12 protein-coding genes are annotated in these 23,148 nt (G+C 31.6%); all 12 read right to left on the bottom strand.

What is annotated here, in order from left to right; translation table 11 throughout:
- Positions 1–137 precede the first annotated feature (137 nt).
- A complete protein-coding gene (locus MUN68_RS17000; RefSeq protein ID WP_249992684.1) occupies positions 138–860 on the bottom strand; it encodes an SH3 domain-containing protein in 723 nt (240 codons plus the stop codon).
- Between the two features lie 391 nt (positions 861–1,251).
- The gene (locus MUN68_RS16995; RefSeq protein WP_249992687.1) at positions 1,252–3,333 is read right to left on the bottom strand and encodes a tail fiber domain-containing protein; all 2,082 of its coding nucleotides are present in this window, start codon (positions 3,331–3,333) and stop codon (positions 1,252–1,254) included.
- 11 nt (positions 3,334–3,344) lie between these two features.
- Positions 3,345–5,552, bottom strand: coding sequence for a tail fiber domain-containing protein (locus MUN68_RS16990; RefSeq protein WP_249992689.1), 2,208 nt, complete (start codon positions 5,550–5,552; stop codon positions 3,345–3,347).
- A 352-nt stretch (positions 5,553–5,904) separates the two neighbouring features.
- Positions 5,905–9,750, bottom strand: a complete 3,846-nt coding sequence (locus MUN68_RS16985; protein ID WP_249992693.1) for a two-component regulator propeller domain-containing protein — start codon at positions 9,748–9,750, stop codon at positions 5,905–5,907.
- A gap of 166 nt (positions 9,751–9,916) precedes the next feature.
- Positions 9,917–11,608 (bottom strand): T9SS type A sorting domain-containing protein, encoded by a 1,692-nt coding sequence (locus MUN68_RS16980; RefSeq protein WP_249992696.1) that lies wholly within the window; start codon positions 11,606–11,608, stop codon positions 9,917–9,919.
- Between the two features lie 123 nt (positions 11,609–11,731).
- Positions 11,732–13,303, bottom strand: coding sequence for a tail fiber domain-containing protein (locus tag MUN68_RS16975; RefSeq protein WP_249992699.1), 1,572 nt, complete (start codon positions 13,301–13,303; stop codon positions 11,732–11,734).
- A 216-nt stretch (positions 13,304–13,519) separates the two neighbouring features.
- On the bottom strand, positions 13,520–14,125 hold the full coding sequence (locus tag MUN68_RS16970; protein WP_249992701.1) for a hypothetical protein: 606 nt from the start codon (positions 14,123–14,125) through the stop codon (positions 13,520–13,522).
- Positions 14,126–14,141: 16 nt separating this feature from the next.
- Positions 14,142–15,584 carry a hypothetical protein gene (locus tag MUN68_RS16965; RefSeq protein WP_249992703.1) on the bottom strand — a complete coding sequence of 481 codons (1,443 nt, stop codon included), beginning with the start codon at positions 15,582–15,584 and terminating at the stop codon, positions 14,142–14,144.
- Between the two features lie 417 nt (positions 15,585–16,001).
- A complete protein-coding gene (locus tag MUN68_RS16960) occupies positions 16,002–17,969 on the bottom strand; it encodes a hypothetical protein (RefSeq protein WP_249992705.1) in 1,968 nt (655 codons plus the stop codon).
- 9 nt (positions 17,970–17,978) lie between these two features.
- The gene (locus MUN68_RS16955) at positions 17,979–19,010 is read right to left on the bottom strand and encodes an AAA family ATPase (RefSeq protein ID WP_249992707.1); all 1,032 of its coding nucleotides are present in this window, start codon (positions 19,008–19,010) and stop codon (positions 17,979–17,981) included.
- Positions 19,011–19,019: 9 nt separating this feature from the next.
- Entirely contained in the window at positions 19,020–21,677 is a 2,658-nt protein-coding gene (locus tag MUN68_RS16950; protein ID WP_249992709.1) for a transglutaminase domain-containing protein, read from the bottom strand.
- Positions 21,674–23,011, bottom strand: coding sequence for a DUF58 domain-containing protein (locus MUN68_RS16945; protein ID WP_249992711.1), 1,338 nt, complete (start codon positions 23,009–23,011; stop codon positions 21,674–21,676). Before MUN68_RS16945 ends, MUN68_RS16950 begins: the two co-directional genes overlap by 4 nt.
- Between the last annotated feature and the right edge of the window lie 137 nt (positions 23,012–23,148).

Below are 23,148 nucleotides of genomic sequence, written 5' to 3'. Positions count from 1 at the left end.
AGTATAGATATCTATGTGCAACTTACAATTTTGAACGCAGTTTTAGGTATTGTAGTATATACAATTTTGATGATATGTAAAAAAGCGCTACGCTCTAAAAAGAAACGTAGCGCTAAAAACATCAACTACAACATTAATTAATTTTCTTCTCCTTCGCAAAACACATATGACAAGCCAGTGTATATTGGTTTAGTCATGTTACTAGCAACTAAAGTGTTCGTTTTTTGAAGTTTATTATTTTTAAATACAATGTAAGATGCAGCATCTAATGTATTATTAAGTGTAATAACATCTACTGTTGATTTCTTGTCTTTTTGATTCAATAATGTAATATTAGCATGACTTAATCGCTCTGATTGGAATACAATTTTATCGACCTGAATTCCATTTTTTAAAGCTCTTACTTGAAATTGTTTATTTCCTTTAAAATCAAATCCAGCTTCACCAAAAACAAATCTTATTTCTGGATTGGTGTTACTTACCATTGTTTTTTGAGAGATCATTCCTCCAAAAATCCATCCGATTTGCGAACCCATTTTTACTTTATACCATTTGCTTTTAATTCCGTTTATGGTATGTGGTGTTTCGCTCTTTGCTAACAATCTCACATTGGTTCCAATATTTATGGTTGTTAATTGTTCGCATTGTACTGAAGGGCAATCACGAAGTGCAACATCATCTGCTAATAAATATTTTGATGCTTTTGTTGCTGATGTTGTGTAGACATCAAATTCGACTTCTTTAGTTTGTGAAAATACATCTGATGCAATAAATAATACAGCTACAATTAAAAGGCTTTGTACTATTCTTTTTGAAGTAGACATTGTTTTGTTTTCTTGGGTGTTCTTTAAAGTTCTCATAATGATTTGTTTTTATGGGTTTATACTTGTTTGATACTTCAAATGTATATTGGTTTTGGAGTAAAATTTGGACGCTTCTAGAATTCGTTGAAGATGGTATAGAATTCGTTGATAATTGGGTATATAACTAAAAAAAAGAATAACACAAACCTAAGTTTAAGTTATTCCTTTATTACTAATTAACCCGTTGTGCATTTTGATGAAATTCGTCAGTTCGAGCGAATTTTTCGATTGGAAATGAGAAAAACTTGTATCGATAACAATGATTTTAGCTATAAAAAGGTTCTCGATACAATTTTTCGTGCCTCAAAATCACTCGAACTGACAGCAAACCGAGTTTTTAGACACAAAATGCACAGCAGGTTACTAATTAATATATAAGATTAATATTTTACTGTTTTAATAGTGCTTCTAATTGCTTTACACGTAAATCAATATTTTTTACGTTTTCTATTTCTGCGGATAGATTATTTAACTCTGTTTTTTGAGTATCTATAAGTTTTTGTTGCTCTTGAATGGCTTTGATAAGTACAGGTATTAAATCTGAGTAGAACACACCCATTCGCTCTAGCTCCTTTTTTATTTTATTACCATTCTCATCAGTTTTCCAGTCGTGTGTTTTTACAATTTCTGGAATGACTTTCAATACATCTTGAGCTATTAAACCTAACTTGACGTCGCCGTTTGGATCTGTTTTAAAATTAAAACTTACAGGATTTAGTTTCATAATATCTTTTAATCCGTAGTTTAATGACACAATATTTGTTTTATTTCTTCTATCTGAGATAAGAATATTTCCATAGGTAGCATAAATATATCTCCATCTGCGAGATGCACTTCCAATACTAAAAGCACCTTCAACAGCAGGTATTAAATCTGCATTAAATGAAAGTTGGTTTAATCCTTCATCCTCAATATCTTCATCTCCTATTCGTAAAGTCCCATCTATATCGACATTTCCTGATATATCTGTATTACCTGAAATATCCACATTACCATAAATGTCAATATTTCCACCTTCACTAACAGAAAACGAATTTTCATTATCTCCATTTCTTACAATAAAAGAGCCAGATTCATTATCATCATAATCCAACTGAACTATGACTCCATCATAACTTCTGATGTAAAAATCACTACTTCCATAAGTAGGATCTGATGAAATAATAGCGTCATCACTATTATTAGCTGAACTATTTCCTCTTAAAATAAGATCGGGATTCTCACTATTTGAGCTTCTAGTTGTTAGACCAGATATTTCACCCTCTAAACTTGCTCCATAGTTTTCAGCTCCAGATACAAAAACACCACTTTGTCCAGGGTTATTAATAATTATCCCTGTACTCTCTGCAGAAATTGTTAAACCTGTAGAGCTTGAATTAATAATATGATTTCCATTTTTTCGAACAGTTAAGGCATTACTTCTTTCTGTACTTGAAGTTCCATTACCAATTTCAAATAGTGGATCTATATCATTCCATATAGTTGCATTTCCTCCACTAACATTGTAACGCCCTATTGCTGTTGAGTTATAGGCAAATGCTTGCGTAGATCTACCCATTGCTGTTGAGTATTCGCCTGAAGCTGTTGTACTAAATCCCATTGCTGTAGACCTATCACCTGAAGCTGTTATAGCCGTACCCATTGCCATCGAAGCAAAACCTGATGCATTTACACTAGAACCTATTGCTGTGGAGTAGTTTTCTGATGCGCTTGAATCATAGCCAATTGCTGTTGAATATTCACCTGAAGCAACAGTTTCATTGCCCAAAGCTATTGCGTAATCTGATATTGCTTCAGCACTTCTTCCTATTGCAAAAGAATCATTTCCTGATGCTTCTGAATAAGACCCTAATGCTATTGAACCTCTGCCTGATGCATCTGCTGTTAAGCCTATAGCCAAGGAGTTAGTTCCTAAAGCAGAAGCATATATTCCCATAGCAAAAGAATAATCTCCAATGGCTCCAAAAGGAGCAAAATCTGAATCAGAAAAACTCAAATCAACTGCGCCTTCTCCAATATCTCCATAATAATCTGGATTAGCATTATGACGTCTTAAACCTCTATTGCCTCCTTCAAAAATTTCTACTAAACCTTCATTTTGCATGGCTCGTATGGCATAAGGTACTACTTTAAATGGTGTGCTTCCTAAATCTACATACCCATTACCTATATCTATTTGTACATTGAGGTTTGGTTTATCATTTTTCCAATCAATGCTCTCAAAAGCGCCTTCAACAACAGTTCCTTCTCCAATGTTTAGAATAATTAAACCATTTGCATTTGTATCAACATTATGCGTTTCAACATATACTGGTAGTGTAAAAATTTCTAAAGATATTTGAACATCAATATTGGAATTTGCAACAACATTACCTAAATCATCCTTGATAACGGCTTTATAGTTGATACCATTTTGGGCTACTGTCACTATTGAAATTAATAGTGCTAAAACTGTAAGTTTTGTTTTCATTTTCTTAGGTTTTAATTTGAAGCATTAGATTCTAATATTTCTATTCTTGATAAGAGTGCTTCTAGTTGTGAGTTTTGTTTAGAATTAATTGACTTTTCGTTATCAATTATTTTTTGCTGTTCTTTTATGGCATTAATGAGTATAGGAATCAATTCTATATAACTAATCCCTAATGTTTTGGATTCATCATTTTGAGTATTGACAATCTCATTTATAATAAGTTGAACATCTTGCGCAATAAGACCTAATGATTTATGTTCTTGTTTATTCTTTTTCCAATGGTATGCTTTAGGTTGTAGTTGTAGAATTTCATTTAAACCATAATGCAAGTCGGCAATATCCTGTTTTAAGCGTCTGTCTGAAAATTGAGTTAAATTACCAGCTAAATTAGCATTACCATCTTCATATACCCGAAAAGCGACATTACCTGCACTGTCATGTACTTGAAAGGAACTATTTGCAGTACTAGCATCATGATCTAATTCAATAACCACAGCATCGTTACTTCTTAAATAAATGTCACTGCCTGAATAGTTAGGATCTGACGCTATAATACCGTCATCACTAGTATTTGCAGAACTATTTCCTCTTAATATGATATCTGGATTACTACTTGTAGAACTACTAACAGCTAATCCAGCTGTATCACCTTCTATATCTGCTCCAAAATCACCTGCATTAACAACATACAAGCCACTATTGCCTGGGCTGGTGATTACAACACCAGCATTTGTTGGGCTAGAAATTTGAATACCATTACTACCTGGATTATTTATAAATATTGCTTCGTTCCCAGAATTAGGAATATAAAGCCCTATATATTCTGATATAATATTTAAACCAATTACTTCTGAATCAATAATATGATTACCACTTTCAAATACCTGAAAGACAGCATCACCTGAACTGTCATGTACTTGAAACGAACTATTTGTAGAACTAGCATCATGATCTAATTCAATAACGACAGCATCATTACTTCTTAAATAAATGTCGCTACCATCAAGACTAGGGTCTGACGCTATGATTCCGTCATCCATAGTATTTCCACCACTATCACCTCCTAGAATAATATCTGGATTTGCATTGATATTGGCTTCAGCAAAAATCGCAGCAGAATCACCTATGAAACTTCCACCATATTGATTAGCGCTAGTCACAAGAATGCCGTTATCATTATCACCCAATATACGAATGCCATCAGACCCATTAGAATTTATTCTAAGACCATTTGTTGAGCTATTTATGTTCATAGAACCATTTTTATAAACAATTAATGCGTTACTTCTATTACTATCATTAAAACCATTGCCTATTACAAAAAGTGGATCGTATGGAATCCACTCTGCTGAATTTAATCCACCATAATTAAGATTATAATGTCCTATTATAAATGACGAATAAGAATCTGTTATAAGTCCTCTGCCAATAGTATGCGCAAAATCAGCTAAAGCCTCATTAGCAAGTCCAATTGCTGTAGAATAGTTACCTGAAGCCTCAGTATCGTTTCCTATAGCAAAACTATAACTGCCTGAAGCTTGTGTGCTTTCTCCCATAGCTGTTGAATAATCTCCTGAGGCAGTTGCATATCTTCCTAAAGAAAAAGATGATCTACCCAATGAATTAGATCCTTCACCAAATACTACAGAGTATGGAGCATTAGCTATAGTTGCTGCACCTGAAGCAAAAGAATAAAGACCTGTTGCTCCTCTATTACTAGAAAAACCTTGAAAGGATAAATCTACCGCTTGGGCTCCTATATCACCATAATAATCTTCATCTGCTCCAGTTGCTATTCGCCAACCAACACCATTACCTTCATTAATAGCTTCCAATCCTTGGGGATTTAAAGTATGCATTGCATATGGCACTGTACCAAAACTAGTGGTTCCTAAATCTACCAATCCAGAGCCTATATTTACCTGTACATTTAAAAAGTGGTCGTCGTTACTCCAATTAATACTATTAAAATCATCAGGTGTTGTACCTTCTCCTATATTGAGAATTATAAGTCCATTGGTATCTGTAGTTGGTGTATGTGTTTCTTGATACACATTGGTTTGTGCTACACCTTGTAGAATGCTAAATTGCACTTGTATTAAATCATTAGCAACCACATTACCATTAGCATCTTTTATTATGGCTTTGTAATTTATACCATTTTGTGCAAATAAAATTGTTGAAACTAATAGTGCTAAAAGTGAGAGTTTTGTTTTCATGTTAATATGTTTTTTTAATTTATGAGATTGCTGCGCTTTGCTCGCAATGACAATTCATTTTTTAAAGTTTAATTTTTTAATCACCTTGTTTTCTTTTAAGAGATGTAGTTGGTAGAGTCCATCTTTAAGGTGGTCTATATTGATGTAAATTTTTGATGTTTTATTTTTAGGATTACTCTTATTACTATCTACCATGAATAACCATTGTTTTAGATGATATGGTAAATCTATACGATATGTAATACGTTGGATGCTAAATATGTGTCAGAGCATAAGACATATGTGACAACACTAAAAAAACCTTTGTTTATTGATGTTTTTGTATGAAAAAAAATCTAATAAAAGGGTTTCATTATTTTTTAGTAAGATATTCATTGGGTGTGCAGCCGTAAATGTCTTTAAAACATTTAATAAAATAGGAAGAGGAATTAAAACCGACTTGATATGCTATTTCTGCTACAGTTTCATCAGATTCTTTTAGTAATTGTACAGCTAATTTTAAGCGTTCTTTTCGAATGAATTCGGAAGCTGTCATATTCACAATTGCTTTTAGTTTTCTGTGCAATTGTGTTCTACTCATTAGCATTGCTTCTGCAAATTGTTCACTAGTAAAATCGGAATTTGTTAGATGAGATTGAAGTGTTTCTTGTAGGCGTTTAATAAATTCGGTTTCTGTAGATGTAATTTTTATTTCTGGACTAATATTAAAACCTTTGCTGTAATGTTTTTGTAATTGTGTTCTACTTTCTAATAATTTTTCAACTCTAGTTTTTAGTTTTTCTAAGCTGAATGGTTTCGTAATATAAGCATCTGCACCTGTTTTAAGTCCTATAATTTCATGCTCCTCTCCAACTTTTGCTGTAAGTAATACAATAGGAATATGACTTGTCAACTGATTGTTTTTTAAATCATTACAAAGTACAACGCCATCTTTTATAGGCATCATAATGTCGCTAATAATCAAATCTGGAATGTGTTGCAACGCTATATTTACTCCTTCTTCTCCATTTACGGCTTCAATAATTTTATAGTGATTTTTAAAAACATTGGTTACAAATGCTCTTATATCATCATCATCTTCAACAATAAGTATAACTGTATCATCAGTTAAACTTATCTCTGAAACAACATCGTTTTTATTTTTTTGAATCGTCTTATTTTCAATTTCAGATATATTGAATGCTGATTTATCAATTGGTAAGGTTACCGTAAACTGAATTGTATCGTCATCTAGCTTATTCGCCAAAATAGTACCATTGTTTAGCATGACTAATTCTTTCACCAAAGCTAAGCCAACACCAATACCTTCAGCAGAAGCATCATTCTGGTAAAAACGTTGAAAAAGTTGCGCTAAATCATTTTTAGTTTTACTAGAGTTTACAACAGATAACACTAAGTTTTTATCCTGCTGACTAGCATTAAACGCAATACTAGAATTAGATGTTGCGTATTTTACAGCGTTCGATAATAAATTAAAGACTATTTTTTGAAGGCTATCTCTGTCGTACCAAACAGATTCTAGTTGATTTATGTCTGAGTATATTTTAATGCCATTAATTTCTGCTTGGTATCGAAATGCATCTACAGCTTGTTTTAAAAGCAAATTTAAATTGCCTTCATTTATTTTAAGTTTTAATTGTCCTGAATCTATTAAAGCTAAATCCATGAGTTGATTAACAAGATTCAGTAATCGGTCTGCATTTCGCTTAACTAAGCTTAATTCTTCTCGATCATCTTCTTCTAAATTGTTTTTAGATAATTGATGCTCAATGGGTCCAGAAATTAAGGTTAGAGGTGTTCTGAGTTCATGAGATATATTTGTAAAAAGGTTTGATTTTATATGGTCTAATTCTTCTACTGCTTTTAGTTTAGTGGAAGCCAATTTTTGTTTGTATCGCAATTGAAAAAAGTAAAAAATAACTGCTGCTAATAGGAGAAAAAACAAACTATAAGCTACTATTGATTTATACCAAGGTGGATTTATTTTTAATGCTAGCGTAGCAATTGGAGCATCATCATCAACTTGATATGCAGCCTTTACATATAGGTTATAAGTTCCAAAATTTAGGCTGCTAAAGTTAATGGTATTGTCTTCAGATTTTGTCCAAACAGCATTATCACCTAATTTGTAATAATAATTTATTTTTTGCGGAAAACGATAATCTGTTATTGCAAAACTCACCGAAAAATTAGGTTGACTATAATCAATATTAATAGGTTGATTTTGTGCAGATAAATTTTGAATTACAGATAATTTTTCGTCTTTAATAGTTAACGCAGTAAATTTGGGTGCGGTTTTAACCTCTGGATAAGAAAAACGCGATGCATCGATAATTTGCACACCATTATCTGTGCCAAAATAGAGTGTGTTTTTATCGTTTGTGCTCGATGTATATAAGCATGCGTTAGACACTAAGCCATCTTCTTCTCTTAAGTTAAAAAGTCTATTGTTTCGTTGGTTGTAAACATAAATGCCATCAGTAATAGTGCTAACCCACATTAAATTATTAACATCTGTTTCAATTGCCATTATTTTTTTATCGAAAAAAGTACCATTAACAATCAACGGGTCAAAATTGTCTTTTTCTTTGTTATATGTATTAATTCCAAAATCTGAACCAATCCAAATATTGCCTTTTGGACTTAAATGAATTTCCATAACAACATTGGTATTTATAGTATTTTCATCATCGTCATCATGTACATAATGTTTGTAAATCAATGTATCTGTTGAAGCATTTACTTCAGAAATATTTGGTATTCTAAACACGCCATCACCAACGGTTATTGCCCATAAATTATCATCATTATCAATTAATACTTTGAGTATTTTAACATCTTTTCCATCATGCTTAGATTTTAAATTATATGTATTACTAATCTCACCATCAGGATTGAGCATATAAATTCCGAACCAAGTGCTTACCCATATTCTATTGTTTTTATCTTCAACAATTCCATAAATTCTAAGTGATTCGTGATTCCCTTGTCGCAAATCAATCGTTTTTATATTATCATTTTTATCAACAAAAAATACGCTTCCATAATAATGGCCAAACCACAAACCATCTTTAGTTTTGCAAAGTGAAGTTACTCTAGTATTATTAAGTGTTTCTTGTTCTTGTGATCCATCAGTATTATTAATAATTCTATGTAAGCCTTTGCCTCCACCAATGTATGTCGTGTCTAAGCTTTTTAAAATTTTTCTAGCATGTAAATCTATTGTGCCAGTAAAAACTTTTCCCAATAAACTTTCTTTAAATAAACCTTTATTAGTGGCTACCCATAACAGGTTTTGCTTATCGATAAAAAGTTCATTAATGCCTAATTTTTCGAATTGTTGAATGTTATAATTATAAGTTTCAAACGTTTCAGATGTTACATCAAAACTATAATTTTTCACATCACCAACTAAAATACATTTGCCGTTTTGGAGATTAGATATTGAATTGATTGTTTCATTATTTGGTATATTAATTTCTTTAGGAGATCCTATAAAATTATAACGGTACAGCTTCCCTTCTGAGTTGTAAATGATTGATTTTTCACCAGAAATCAAAAGTTTATCAATAGGAATATCACTAAGTAAGACTTCTAATTTGTTGGTTGTTTTATTAAAAGAAAAGAGTTTGTTTTCAAAAACTACAATTTCTGAGCCGTCGTGCAACTCATAAACTCGCGTTGAGTTACCTGGCTTTACGATTTTTACAAAAAAAGGATCTGTTAAGGACTTTCTATACAATCCATTATCACTAACAACCCAAGTTGTTAATGCTTTTGTGGTAATAGCATCAAAAACTAATTTTATATTATCGCTTTCAGTTGGCGAAGACATGTCAACATCGGTAAATTTTAAAGTACTCTCCTCAAATTTCACTAAACCAGCGCCATGAGTTCCTAGCCAAAACACACCGTTTTTATCTTGATTTATAGAGCGTACCCAATTGGCAGGTAAAGAATTTTTATTGGTAGGATTGTAACGAAATGCTTTAAAATTCTTTCCATCATATTTATACAATCCATCTTGTGTACCAACCCAAATAAATCCGTCTTTATCTTGATATATTGAAGAAATCCATTGTCCGGAAACCTCTTGTTTAATTTCATTAAAATTCAAAAAAGAAGTCTCAGTCTTTTGCTGACTTTGAAGAAACCCAAAGCACAACATAAAACATAAGACGAGTAGCTTCTTAATCATATAAAAAATTGATTCAATAAATATAAAGAATATTAACCGATACTCATTTAGCAAAAAAGGAACAACATAAACCTAAGTTTTAGCCATTCCTCCTCTATTAATCATGCTATTTATTGGGATTTATTTTCTAGTCTTTTAAAAGACTGTTTCAAATTCAACTAATATATTATTTAACTACAATCTTTTTAGTGATTGAGTCTTTATCTGTTATAATTTCAACCAAATACACACCATTTTCATAGACACTCATATCGATAGTTTGATTTATAATATTGCTCAACTGAAGTACTAATTTTCCGGAAACATCATAAATATTTAAATCATACGGATTTTTAATCCCTTTAATTTCAAATGTCTTACGAACTGGGTTTGGAAATATGACAATAGTGTTCTCTTGATATGCGTCTAAATTCAATGTATCTATATCTGCTCCAGAACAATCATAGGTGTCATCTGTAATTTGCTCTCCAGGGTTATTAGTACAATCTGCAGCACCAGCACCTCCACATGCTGTATAAAATTGATCTTGAAATACACCTTGATTGTAGAAACAAACCTCAGGGTCTTCACTGGCATCAATAAATTTTATTTTAAGATGAAACAATGCTTTAGGTGTTGCTGTAGTTTGAATATCTGGAATATTAGTTGCTATGAAGGATTCTGAAAAATTTTGTTGGAAGGATAGCGATACTCTTGAAGTATTATTATCATTTTGTACAAAATCTTTATAAGCAGGAAGTCCCACATAAGAACCGCCTAATATAGAAGTTTGCGGTTGTGAGTATTCAATAGCATTATTTGAAGATATATTGTCTCCAAAAGCATCTGTATTGTAATCGAAATAGATTTGACCCGAACCTATATAAAAATCTTCAGTAGAAGCAATTAAAACATCTGCTTCATAAAAGTCATCATTACCATCATTAGTGATTTGTGCATTGGCAAACGTAAGCGTGATACCAGCATCTAAAAACTCTCGTTCACTATCCTCTCTGTTAAACTGCTGACCGAGTCCAATATTAGGTTGAATTAATGCATTGACGTCCGTATTTTGTATTTGAGTATTAGCATCCATATCTGCATTCGTATAACCTGTGCCTCCTATAAGCTGTACAACACTATTGGCATCCACATTTTGTATTTGATTATTCTCATCATAATCTCCAGCATAGGCACCATGGTTTCCGTTAGACAACACTACAACAGCATTGTTACCACCAGTTACTAGATTAGGATCTGATGTTAAATCAATTATAGTATCTGTTCCACTTAATGCAAATGAAGAAGCGCTCATCACGCCTAAATGATTTCTATGGCTCACTGATACATAATAATTACCATCAGGAAGCGATGCACTTAAAGAACTCATACCATCTATAGCAACAACATCGCCATCACGTTGCAAGAATGCAGATTGCGCATTGCTAATTATAGAATTATCACTACCATCACGAAGTTCAACCCAAACCCAGTCAACAATAGCATTATTACCTGTAACTAAAAACACAGAAGCATCGCAAATTGCATGATCTTCATAAGGACTTGTGGTCGGAATTAGATCTGCTACACGCAAATCGTCATTCATAAGACCAGCTGTATCTGGATTTAAAATTGGGCCTTGTAAATATGCCACAGGATTTATTTTTAGTCTAAAACTAGAATTAATAAAGCCTTCGGAAACCGAAAGGTTAGTAGTGCTGTATTCTTGTACAACAACTTCACCAATAGTATAAAGAATTTGAATTCCTCCTGCGGAAGTCGAAGCTCCACCAGAATCGATACTAAATTTCTCTATAGATTGGCTATAGCCGCAAAAAACGAATAGGTTGAGTAGTAAACTTAATTTAATGGTTTTCATAATTGGGTGTTTAGTTCTTACGCTATTTTACAAATATCAGGTTTAAACTTAAATTTGAGTTTTAGTTATGTAACAAATGATATAACATATGTAACATTTTGAGTCTTTTCCATTTTTAGCTCATTAATTATTGACAGTTTCTAGGTTTTCTAATCGCTTTGATAATTTAGATAAATGCTTTTCAACATTGTCAAGTTTAGAGTTTTGTGAGTCTATAATATCTTGTTGCTCTTGTAAAGCTTTTATTAATATTGGAATCAATTCTGTATAACTCACGCTTAAAGTTTTGTCTTCGTCATCTGCTGTGTGCACAATTTCTTTTATGACAGACTGTACATCTTGTGCTATTAGCCCTAAAGATTTATTTACTTGATTTGTTTTGGCTTTCCAATTGTATGCTTTAGGCTGTAGTTTTAATATTTCGTTTAAACCATAAGGCAAGGTTTCAATATCTTGTTTTAATCTACGATCACTACTGTGTACGACACTTCCATTTACTAAAACATTGCCATTACCCAAAATAGACATGATATCACCAACATCTGAATGGTAAAAATTAATACGATCTGTAGCTGTAGTTCCATTCAAACTTCCTGCAATAGCCCAATAGTCTGAACTATTTGTATTAGAAATATTTAGTCGTGCATACGTGCCAGATGTTTCTCTGATATTAATTTGAGGCGAGGTTTGAGAACTTGCGTGATCGATATCTAGTTTTGCATTAATGCCTGTGTGTTTATCAACACCTATTTTGCCACTCTTTAAAATGGTTAAGGCATTATTCCTTGAATTAACTATTCCATTGCCTATCACAAACAAAGGTTCGGTTGGAAACCATGAAGTAGAATTACCTCCCAATACATTAAAACGACCCATTACTATAGAGTTGAACGATTGAGCTGTTGTATAAGTGCCCAATGCTAAAGAATTATCTCCAGAGGCTGAGTTTAGATTTCCCATAGCTACAGAATTATCTCCAGAGGCTATTGTTATATCACCCATTGCAGTAGAATTATCCCCATAAGCAAACGTACCAGATCCCATTGCTGTGGATTGTTCTCCAGAGGCTTCGGTTTCTTTTCCTATGGCTGTGGAATGATTCCCTAATGCTTGAGTGTTAGAACCAAGGGAATTAGAACTAGCTCCAGAGGCTGTAGCTCTATAACCTGAAGCCAATGAATAAGCTCCTGTTGCCCCAAACGTAGAACTTGAAATATTACTAAAACTAAAATCTACAGCATTAAAACCCACTTCTCCATATCGGCTTGGATTTCTTCCTACTATTCTATAACCACCACCTTCATCTAATTTTTCTAAACCAGTAACATTTGCCGCACTTAAAGCATAAGGCACTGCCAAAAACTGTGTAGTTCCCATATCTACAAAACCAGAACCTGTATCAATATGCACATTCAAAAAGTGGTCGTCTTTTGCCCAATCTATCTCTGTAAATACATCACTAGTTGTGCCTTCTCCTATATTTAGAACAATAAGACCGTTGGCATCTGTAGTAGGTGTATGTGTTTCTTGATAAACATTGGTAGCATCTTCCAAAATGGTGAATTGCACATCTATGGTTTGGTTGGCTACCACATTGCCTAAGCCATCTTTAACAAGGGCTTTGTAGTTAATGCCTTGTTGAGCATAATTTAAAAATGTCATACTAAATGCAAGTAAAAGAAATACTTTTTTCATGATTTGAGGTTTAAGTTGTTAAGTGTTACAAATCAACAATATATGAAAAAATAAAAAACACTTACATATATTGTAAGATTAATACAAAGTATTACATCGTTAGTTATTTTTAATATGGTTTCAAACAATTGTTGAGTTTTGCCTTTCTGCTCTAATTAGGTAGTTAAGTCATTTATTATTTTTGCAACTGCTATCTTCAAATTAAATGTTTAAAGCTTAATTTTTGTAAGTGTTTACTAACTTATCAGTATCAGAATATCCAATGTTTTCAAATTTTAAACCTGTTATGTTTAAAACTGAGTCTTCAGCGTTTTTTAGCTTATCTTTTTCATAATTAATATTAAGATTTGTTATTTCTGCTGTACCTATTGTAACTGATGCATTTGATAAATCAATACTTCCAGATAGTTCACTTTCAGGATGACGTTTACGTGTTTCGGGTTTTAAGTCAAAGTAAGCGGTAGATAGTTTTCCATCCTTTTTTGGTAGTCTTAGTTGCACAGATACAGCTATGAGTTGAAACGTAACTGCATCATAAGTTAACTGTAGGTGTTCGCTGCCTTTCTCTAATTTCTTTTTGAAGGTAATTAAGGCTGTACGTTTTTTAGTTTTTGCATGTGTTGAGACAATACCTGAGGCTTTAGTGTATGCCCAATCTTTACTATTGATTCTACAGAGATAAGTTTCATTGTTGTCTTTAGGTTTGCTTGTTGAAACTTCTTCCTTTGGTTGAGTTATAACTGTTTCATTGTTGTCTTTTTTTGTTTCGGTTTTACAAGCAACTAATAGTAGTATTACAATGAGTGTTATGAGTTTTTTCATGGTTATTATTTATTAATTAAGGTTTATATATTACAAAAGAAAAAGTGGTATTTTGAGCAACACTAGCGTAGTTGCTTGTGGTTACTTGAAACAAACCTGTATTAGTTAAATTTGCTTTAATAAATCCAGAAGTATTACCAATTCTGCTTAACATAGTTATATAATCAGTAGTATTCCATACCTCGTTATTTATTGTAATGTAATAAGCACCAGTAAGATAGTTGGTTACCGTAAAATTGCCGCTACCAGTAGAAATATCTCCATTACTTGCAATTGTACCATAAGCAATAGGAATCATATTGGCTGATCCTGTTGATGTAGTGTTCAATTCTCCATCTATAACAGTATTGCCATCTTCTGAAACCTTAAATACGCTTGTGTCATTACTATTTACAATGGTAAAGGCACTATTACTTTCGTTATTATCTGCATCTAAATAAACAAACACTTTGTCATTAGACTCTATAAATATATCGCTACTAGGATATTGAGGGTCTGAACTTATAATCCCATTCTCACTAGAATTAGAAGTGCCTCCCAAGATAAGATCTGGTTCGTTATCTGATTTATTATTTACTATGGTAGTACCATTTTTAAGTACGGTTAAAGCATTAGTTCTGGTTTCTGTGTTTACGGTTGCTGTGCCATTACCTATTTCAAAAAGAGGGTCTGTATCAATCCATGAGTTAGTATTTCCGCCTCCTACATTATAAGTTCCAATAGCTGTAGATGCATAGGACTCTGCTTTAGTTCTATTTCCTAAAGCAGTACTGTAAGAACCACTAGCAATGGTATTAAGTCCAAAAGCGACTGATCGATTACCTACATTTGTATCATCCCATTCATCATCTAAAGTACGACCTGCCCTAAACGATGATTTACCAGTATTGAAAAACATACGCGAATTTGAATTATTATCAACATTATCTAGTTGAGTGTTTCCAAAAACAAAATCATCATTTATATTCTCAGGTATAGTTAAACCGTTTTCGCTTTTGAATGCTTGGTTTTTAATTGTTTTGGCATGTAAAGCATAGGGCACAGCCATAAATTGAGTTGTTCCCATATCCGTAAAATTAGTACCACCAGTGATGTCTATTTCCACTCTTAGGTAGTACATATGGCTTCCCCAATCTATATCATTAAATAAAGTATAACTTAAAGATTGTATGCCTTCGCCAATGTTGGCTATAACGATACCGTTTGCATCAGAAACAATATTATCATGGGATTCTTGAAACTCAATATTGCCATCTGAAAGTGCATCTAACATGGTGAATCGAATCGTTACATCTTGATTTGCAACGATACTTCCCTGATTGTCTTTAATAAGTGCTTTATAATTTATGCCTTGTTGTGCAAAACTTGAGATTGAGATTAAAAAAGCAATAAAAAATGTAATTTGAGTTTTACTCATCATTAAATATTTTTTTTGGTAGTCTTGAATCTTCGATTTCATAATCTTATTTTTTAAAAGTGGTTTTCTTAATGATTTTATTTTTATGCACAATATTTAAAACATACTTGCCAGGCTCTAAAAGATTAATATTGAGATGGATCGCTTTTGTGGAAATGTGATCTATCTTACCTAGGTAAGTGGTACGCTTTTTTTTCATACACAACAAATCTAAACGGAAGCTCATAAGAAGACTGTGACGTATGTAACAAGAACTATGATTATTGTAACATCTTAGTAATAATGCAAAATGTAAGTGGTATTTAATTGAAGAATTTAGAATTAACTAAGATTAAGTGTGCAATTATAAACGTCTTTAAAATCTCTAAAATTCGTTGAGAAATTAAGAATCAGACAATAAAAAAGTCTAAACTACAATTGTAATTTAGACTAAAATAGAAACCATAGTGTATTAAAATTTTAATCTTCTAAGTCAATTCCAAACGCTTTGAAAGCTATTAATTGTCCTGGATATTCTACATCTTTTAAATCAAAATTACCTTCAAATTTAGTTTCATTATCAACTTCAACTTGATAAACTATTACTTGTTTTTTTTCGTTCTCAGTAATATTAATTTTTAGTGTTGGCCAATCTGAATTGTTTTCAACCCATTCAATATTACAATCCTTAAGTTCTTCTATAATTTCTTCCTGTCTTGGTGTCAAGCTCTTATTAATCACTTTAAGATTAAATTTCATTTTAAGACTTGAATATGGAACCAATTGAGGATAATTATTATAGAAGTCAATTAAGTACTTATTTGCAGATGCGCTATCATCTTTTTCGGTGTAAGCTTTACTTAGTGCCTCATTGATTCTAGCAATTAAAAGTATTTCATTTTCTGTATCTAAAAATTCGTTTTCTAACACGTTCTCAAATTCATTTATGGCTAAGTCATAATCTCCATTTTCTAAATGAAACTGAGCAATAAAATAATTGAAATATTTATGCACTCTTTCTCGTTCGTCATCCTTTAGTTTACTTTCAAATATTTTAAGAAAATAGTCAGGATTGAAAAACTTAATGAGCTCCCATATCTCATCGAAAAATATATTGTTTTCTGATGCAAACAAATTATAATAGCCTATAAATCGTTCTGGATCTGCCGACAATTCACTAGTAAGAAGTAAATGTGCATTTTCTTGTTTAAAATGATGTTTAGATATCTCATATAGTTTTTTGGGTTGATACCAATAATATTGATCTCGAAACTTAATTTCATTTATTGATTTCTTATGGAATAAATATTTAAACAAAAGCGTGTTGCGATCATATGCAACTTCTCCCCAAGTACTACCAACATGTATTTCCTTAAAATTAGCCGCTATGTCTCTAAATTTTTTAGATTTTTTTAAATCTCCTGAATAATAATATGCTCTACTAAGCGCAATATTATTCCATCCAAATCCAGGAGCATTGCCAAGGTTATTTATAGACTCTTCAATTATGGTTTTAGATGAAGGTATATCATTTTTGAAAATTTTTATAGCCGATTGCATATAATCAAACTCTTTTATGCTTTTTTCATCATAATTATCTTTTTCACGTGCGATGTCATAACTGTCTTCTGCCTCTTGATATTTAGCTTGAATGAATTGAAGGTTTCCGTAATTGTTATAGGAAAGCTTATCGTATTTTTCTAATTGTTTACTGAAATATTCAGCAGAATCTAATTTAATTTGATGGGAGTAAATAATATTCTTATAATGGTAATAACTCATTAGTGCATCATTGGCAAAATCTGGCCACCAAATGTCTAAATATTGTTGATTGTATTTATCACTATTTTTAATAGAATCGGCATATTTGGATGCTATTTCAAGGTTTTCTTCGATAGTAGGTTTTAGAAAATCATATTTTTCTGGACTATACATTCTATTTCGCAAATAAATCCAAGAGATATTTGCGTAGGCATTAACACCAAAATTACATACAAAATTGCGTTTTTGGAGCCTCTTAACGACCTTAATAGACTTGCCAGGTTCGTCTATATATTCGTAACACTTAGAAAGAAGGAAAATAAGAAAAGTATACTTTCTTTGAAATTGATACTGATCTATATAAACATTAATATTTGTGGATCTTTTAAGCTTTCTAGGAAAGTCTTTTTCAAGTAAATCGATCGCTTTTTCAAGTGATTTAATTGCAGATTCGTATCCTCGTTTATCTGAAGCTCTAAAATAACGATAATTCGCTTCAAAAAAATGACCAACATAATAGGTGCTATCTAATTGTATCATCTTCTGCGAAAGCTCGTAAGATTTACGACCACTATAACGTCCTTTAAAGTCACGTTCTAGTCGGTCAATTTCAATCCGTTGACCATAGACAGAGAGGAATCCTAAAAAGAAAAAGCCTAAAAGTAAATGTGTTTTTTTGCTTGCCATTTTCACGAGTTACCTCCTTAAATTAAGTCTAGACAAACGATCTATTTCAGATTTAACGATACTATTTACAGCATTCGTTTCGGCTCCAAGATTTTTAAAAAGAAGTCTGTGTTGAAGTACTGGTTTTGCTAATGAAGCTAAATCATCTTCAATTACATAATTACGTTTATGAATTACGGCATATGCTCTTAAACATTTTAAAAGGATAATTCCGGCTCTAATTGAAGCACCTAGAATAATTCCTGAGTGCTCTCTAGTATTTCGAACAATATTGTTAATGCCTACAATAATTTCGTCAGCTACATGTACTTCTTCGGCTTGACTTCTAAGCATTAATACATCTTTCATATTTAAAACTGCCTCGACAGAATCCTGTGATTTTTGGATTTCTAATTGTTTTTTATAAATTTCAAGCTCGACTTCTTCAGTAACATATCCAAAATTTATCTTCATAAAGAAGCGATCCAATTGTGCGTTTGGTAGCGGATAAGTTCCTTCCATTTCAATAGGGTTTTGCGTTGCAATTACGAAAAAAAGATCTTCTAGTTTGTAGGTTTGGTCTCCAATTGAGATTTGGTTTTCTGCCATACATTCCAGCAGTGCAGATTGAACTTTTGGTGACGCTCTGTTTATTTCATCTGCTAATAATATATTAGAGAATAAAGGTCCTTTTTTGAAAATGAAATCTTTGTTACCTTCATCATATAAATGTGTTCCTATTAAGTCCATAGGTAAAAGATCTGGAGTAAATTGAATTCTTTTAAAATCAGAATGCTCATTCTCACCAGAAAGTGAATATGCTAAAGTTTTTGCCAAAACGGTTTTACCAGAACCTGGATTATCTTCTAATAAAATATGTCCTTTAGCAATTAAACAGGTAATTATTTGAATGATCTGTTCTCTATGTCCTTTAACAACCTTCCCAATATTTTCAATTAATACATCTATGTTTTGCCCAGAGACAGCTGTAGAACTTGCTTCACTCATTGGTGGAGCGTACCTTAGATTATCAGAATTTGTATTTTCTATGTCTTCATTCATAATTACATGCTATTTTTTAAGATTAAGATTCAACATAAAATGAATCCATTTATTCGGTTTAATGAAATTTAAAAATTGTTCAGACTTACTATATTTAGATAAGACTTTTTGATTAAAATCAGAATGAAAACTCTGAATTAAATCGACTTCTTCACTAGTGAGTTCTACTTTACTGTATTTTAGTTTTTGATAAATTTTGATAAATGCTTCAAAATTAGTTCCAAATTTTGGATCTATTAAATCTCGAGCATAAACCATTGATGTTTGATGATTTCTAGGAATACCCATTTGATTGAGTATAAAATGTGCATTTTTATAATTCACTTCAGACAGCTCCACTATTGAATTGTTGTTTTTAGCTTTTTTAGACAACCACCAATAATAACATATTGGAGAAAGTACTAATATAAATACTAAAAATAGTAGTAGTGAGAGAATATAAATAGACCAGTCTGTAATGGTTTCAATAACACTTACATCCTCTTCTTTATCAGTTTCACTTAATTTTTCTTCTTCAATTTCTGGCACATGCACTTCCATAATTGTAACTGGATCTGGGAAGAGTTGCATGTATTTTTCTATGCTTTCATTTTTATTTTTCTTTCGTATTCTACTGAGCTTATAATCAAAAGACACCATTACAGCAGTGTCTCCAAGTTGAACTTTTTGTAGTGGAATGATCTCTTCTCCAGCAAAAACTTTAGCTTGATTTACATCAAATTTCATATTAACAACATTAGTACTGTCTAGAGAAATACCGTTGTCATTTATAATTATTTGGTCTACCCGAACTTCCATTCTTCGGCTTAACGTATCAACTACAGTAATAACACCTTTACCTACAAATGTCTCTTTAGTTGGTGGTGTTGGAGGCGTTCCATCAGGTTGTGGTGCTTGTTCTGCATCTGAATTACTTACAGTCATATCGAAATCTAACCAACCATATTCAGGGATATAAACCTGAGTCCAAGCATGACCTTGATCTCCATAAAACCAATACCAGCCAGGTGTTTTATGACTTCTATCAACTGTCATAAATCCTACAGCTACTCGTGTAGGAATTCCTAATGATCTAAGCATAAATAATGAAGACGTTGCAAAATAGGTACAGTAACCTTCATGTGTGTTGAATATAAACTCACCCAACATACTTGCGTTAGGAATATTTGGATCTGTAACTTTTCCTGGTGTTAGAGTGTACGTATAAAGTGGCTTACCATACTCATCTTCAGACAGAAAGTAATTTCGAATACTTAAGATTTTATCAATAGTTGTTTTATCACCAATGGTTAAGCTATCGGCTAATTGGTCAATTTGATTGTAGAGGTCTCCTTCTGGCATCTCTGTGTAATACTCCATAAACCGATCATCTTCACCATCATAATTCTTAGCCTGTCTCAACGTACGATATCGACTTTCTTGATAATCAACAATTGACTGATTATTAGTATTGTAAACAAAATATGCGCTATTTAGTTCTGATACTTCCGAATACACATTATAAGCAAATTTATAATCCTCTTTAAATTCTTCTTCAATAGAAATTGGTTGACAAGCATACGCTGTACTTGGTGCTACAAAAACCTCTGGACTTAGGCCTGCGATGTAGATTGTACTTTTAACTTGTTTAGTCGCTCGCTCCATCTTATCATACACAAGGACAGAATCATTTTGCTGACTAAAATATTGAGGAATTTTAGTAGGATTAGGTAAAAATAGATCTCGAACAATACTATCTGGATCAATCTCGAACTGTTCTAAAGCTGGATTATATTGATTTAAATGGTATAACGTAATATATTGTGGATTAGGTGTTGTTTCGTTAATAAAATTATCAATGTTGGCGCAAAAAAGGAGTTCATCTGATACTTTCAAACGGTCTTTAAGGCCTAAATAATCATCAATATTAAACTGAGATGACCCATTACTGTCTTTTTTAGAATCTTTATCATCTTCTTCACCTTCTTTTTCCGAATTCTCATCATCGCCTTCTCCATCTTTTGTTTTAGTAATTTCATTTTGAATATGATTCAACTTTGAATCTAACAACTGTATGGTTGCCCAAAACAAAAAAAGAGCAATCAATGAGAAAAGCGTAATCCTCAAGACAACCATTGCATAATTTGTTTTCTCTTGTTTTTTTATGGATTTGAGTTGTTCTTTTACAAATAGTCCATAAAACAGAAAAAGGACTGTTGGAGCAACTAACCATATCATGTTGTTTACATTGGCCATTTCTAAGTCCGAAATAAGAATTACAGATATGGTTGTTAGTAGTATTGAAAAAAATATTAAGTAATATCTCCATTTAGATATTGCAAATCCTGAAAACCAACCAAATACAAAGATGATGGTATTAATTTTGAATCTACTTGCTACATAATAAGCATCAAACTCACTAAAAGAAGCTGAGCTAATAGAATTATAAAGGATATTTATAACTAATATGAGTAAGCCAAATATAATTAAGAATCTAATTTTTGTTTTATGTAAAAGGTAAGCTGTAACGATACCAATAGCAAAAACACTAATCAAAAAATGCTTATCAATAAAAAGTAACGAGTAATATTCAGCCAAAAACCCTAATAAAGGATACATGATTAGTATCGTGGGAAGAATCAAAAAAATTAATCCAAGTGCTAGTTCTTTAAAGTCTATATTTTTCATAAGATTTGCCCTTGAAAATTTGAGTTAGACACTAGTTTCATAATTTCTTTTTCATTTCTTTTTACCGTTCCTCGAGTTTTTGACAAAAACCAACCTAATTTATTGAGTTCAGTTTTTTCATCTTTCCTTAAAAATAAATTCTTGAAATTAAATAAATTTTGATTATCCAAATGACGAGAAACGAAAACAATAATAATGTTTGAAGATTCTTTTTCTACCAATGTTGTTAATTCTTCTATTCTTATCAATGATGACACACAAAGTATAGATTCTCCTGACATTTTTAATTCATTTGCCGAAAAATTATTTTGCCAATTTGCTGAACTTAATTGAAATCCGATACGATCTTTCTCTGTTACAGATACAAATTCATTAACGGCTTGATCAATATTAAATTCTATTTTTTTATCCTTTTTCTTAATATTCATACAAATATTATAAACAATATCTTTATAATAATTAAGCATACTAATAGCATATGCAGAGGTTGGGTCTTTGGATATTAAATTAAAAAAACTCGTATGAAATCTAATATGAGAAGCATAAGGGTTAATAACTTCAGGTGTTCTTATGACAAGCTCTCGGTTTTTAGCAAAAATTTTCCATACAATTCTTCGTACATCATCACCCATTTCAAAGTCCTTATAATTTAAGAAATCGCCTTGCACCTTTCTTGATGTTTTTATTTTTTCTACCTCTTCTTTCGTTTTAGAAGGATTAATTTCTTTTTCTGAAATATCTATTTCCGAAGAATGTAAGTAGAAAGAATTTGATGACTTATGATAAGTAGTAAAACGGAAAAATTGCAAATAATCTATAAAACTGATTATAAAACCTTTAGCATGATACTGTTTACGATCTGGAAGCCAAATTAATGTAAACCCTTCTTTTGGTAGTAACTTTTCAAAACCTTTTGAGTATTTATTAATTTCGATAGTATCTGAAAGATTACCATTCTCAAATTCTATTTTTATTTTAATATAACCTAGTAAAGGAAGCAAAGCTTTAGGTAAAGAAATCATTATGGGCACGTGTCCTGCTTCTCCTTTAACATTACCTTCAAGTCCGATATCAATTTTAGGATGTATACTTTTTTTATTGAAAACAAAATGCAAATAACATATTAGAGTGTGCAAAAAACCAACACCTACTAAAATCAAGATAAAAGATCCTATCAACCAGGCAAACAACTTAAGGTAAATTGTAATATTTGACTCCTCCAAAAAGAACTCAATTCTAATAAAATAGATTGCAGCTATTAATACGAATACAAAAATTAATGCATTTCTTTTAAAAGGTAAGAAACTAATAAGTCTATTAAAATTAATATTCAAAGTGAAATTTATTTGATTAATACCATCGCATTTATACTTGTTTATGGTCGTGGATTAAACAAGTTTAAAACGTTCTAAATCTACAAAAATAAATAAGTGTATAACATCTCAAAATAGTTTTTGTTCATATTCAAACG

The organism is Psychroserpens ponticola (genome assembly GCF_023556315.2).
Lineage (GTDB): Bacteria > Bacteroidota > Bacteroidia > Flavobacteriales > Flavobacteriaceae > Psychroserpens > Psychroserpens ponticola.
The sequence above is the reverse complement of the archived record's forward strand: the minus strand, read 5'-3'. Positions and strand labels throughout refer to the sequence as shown.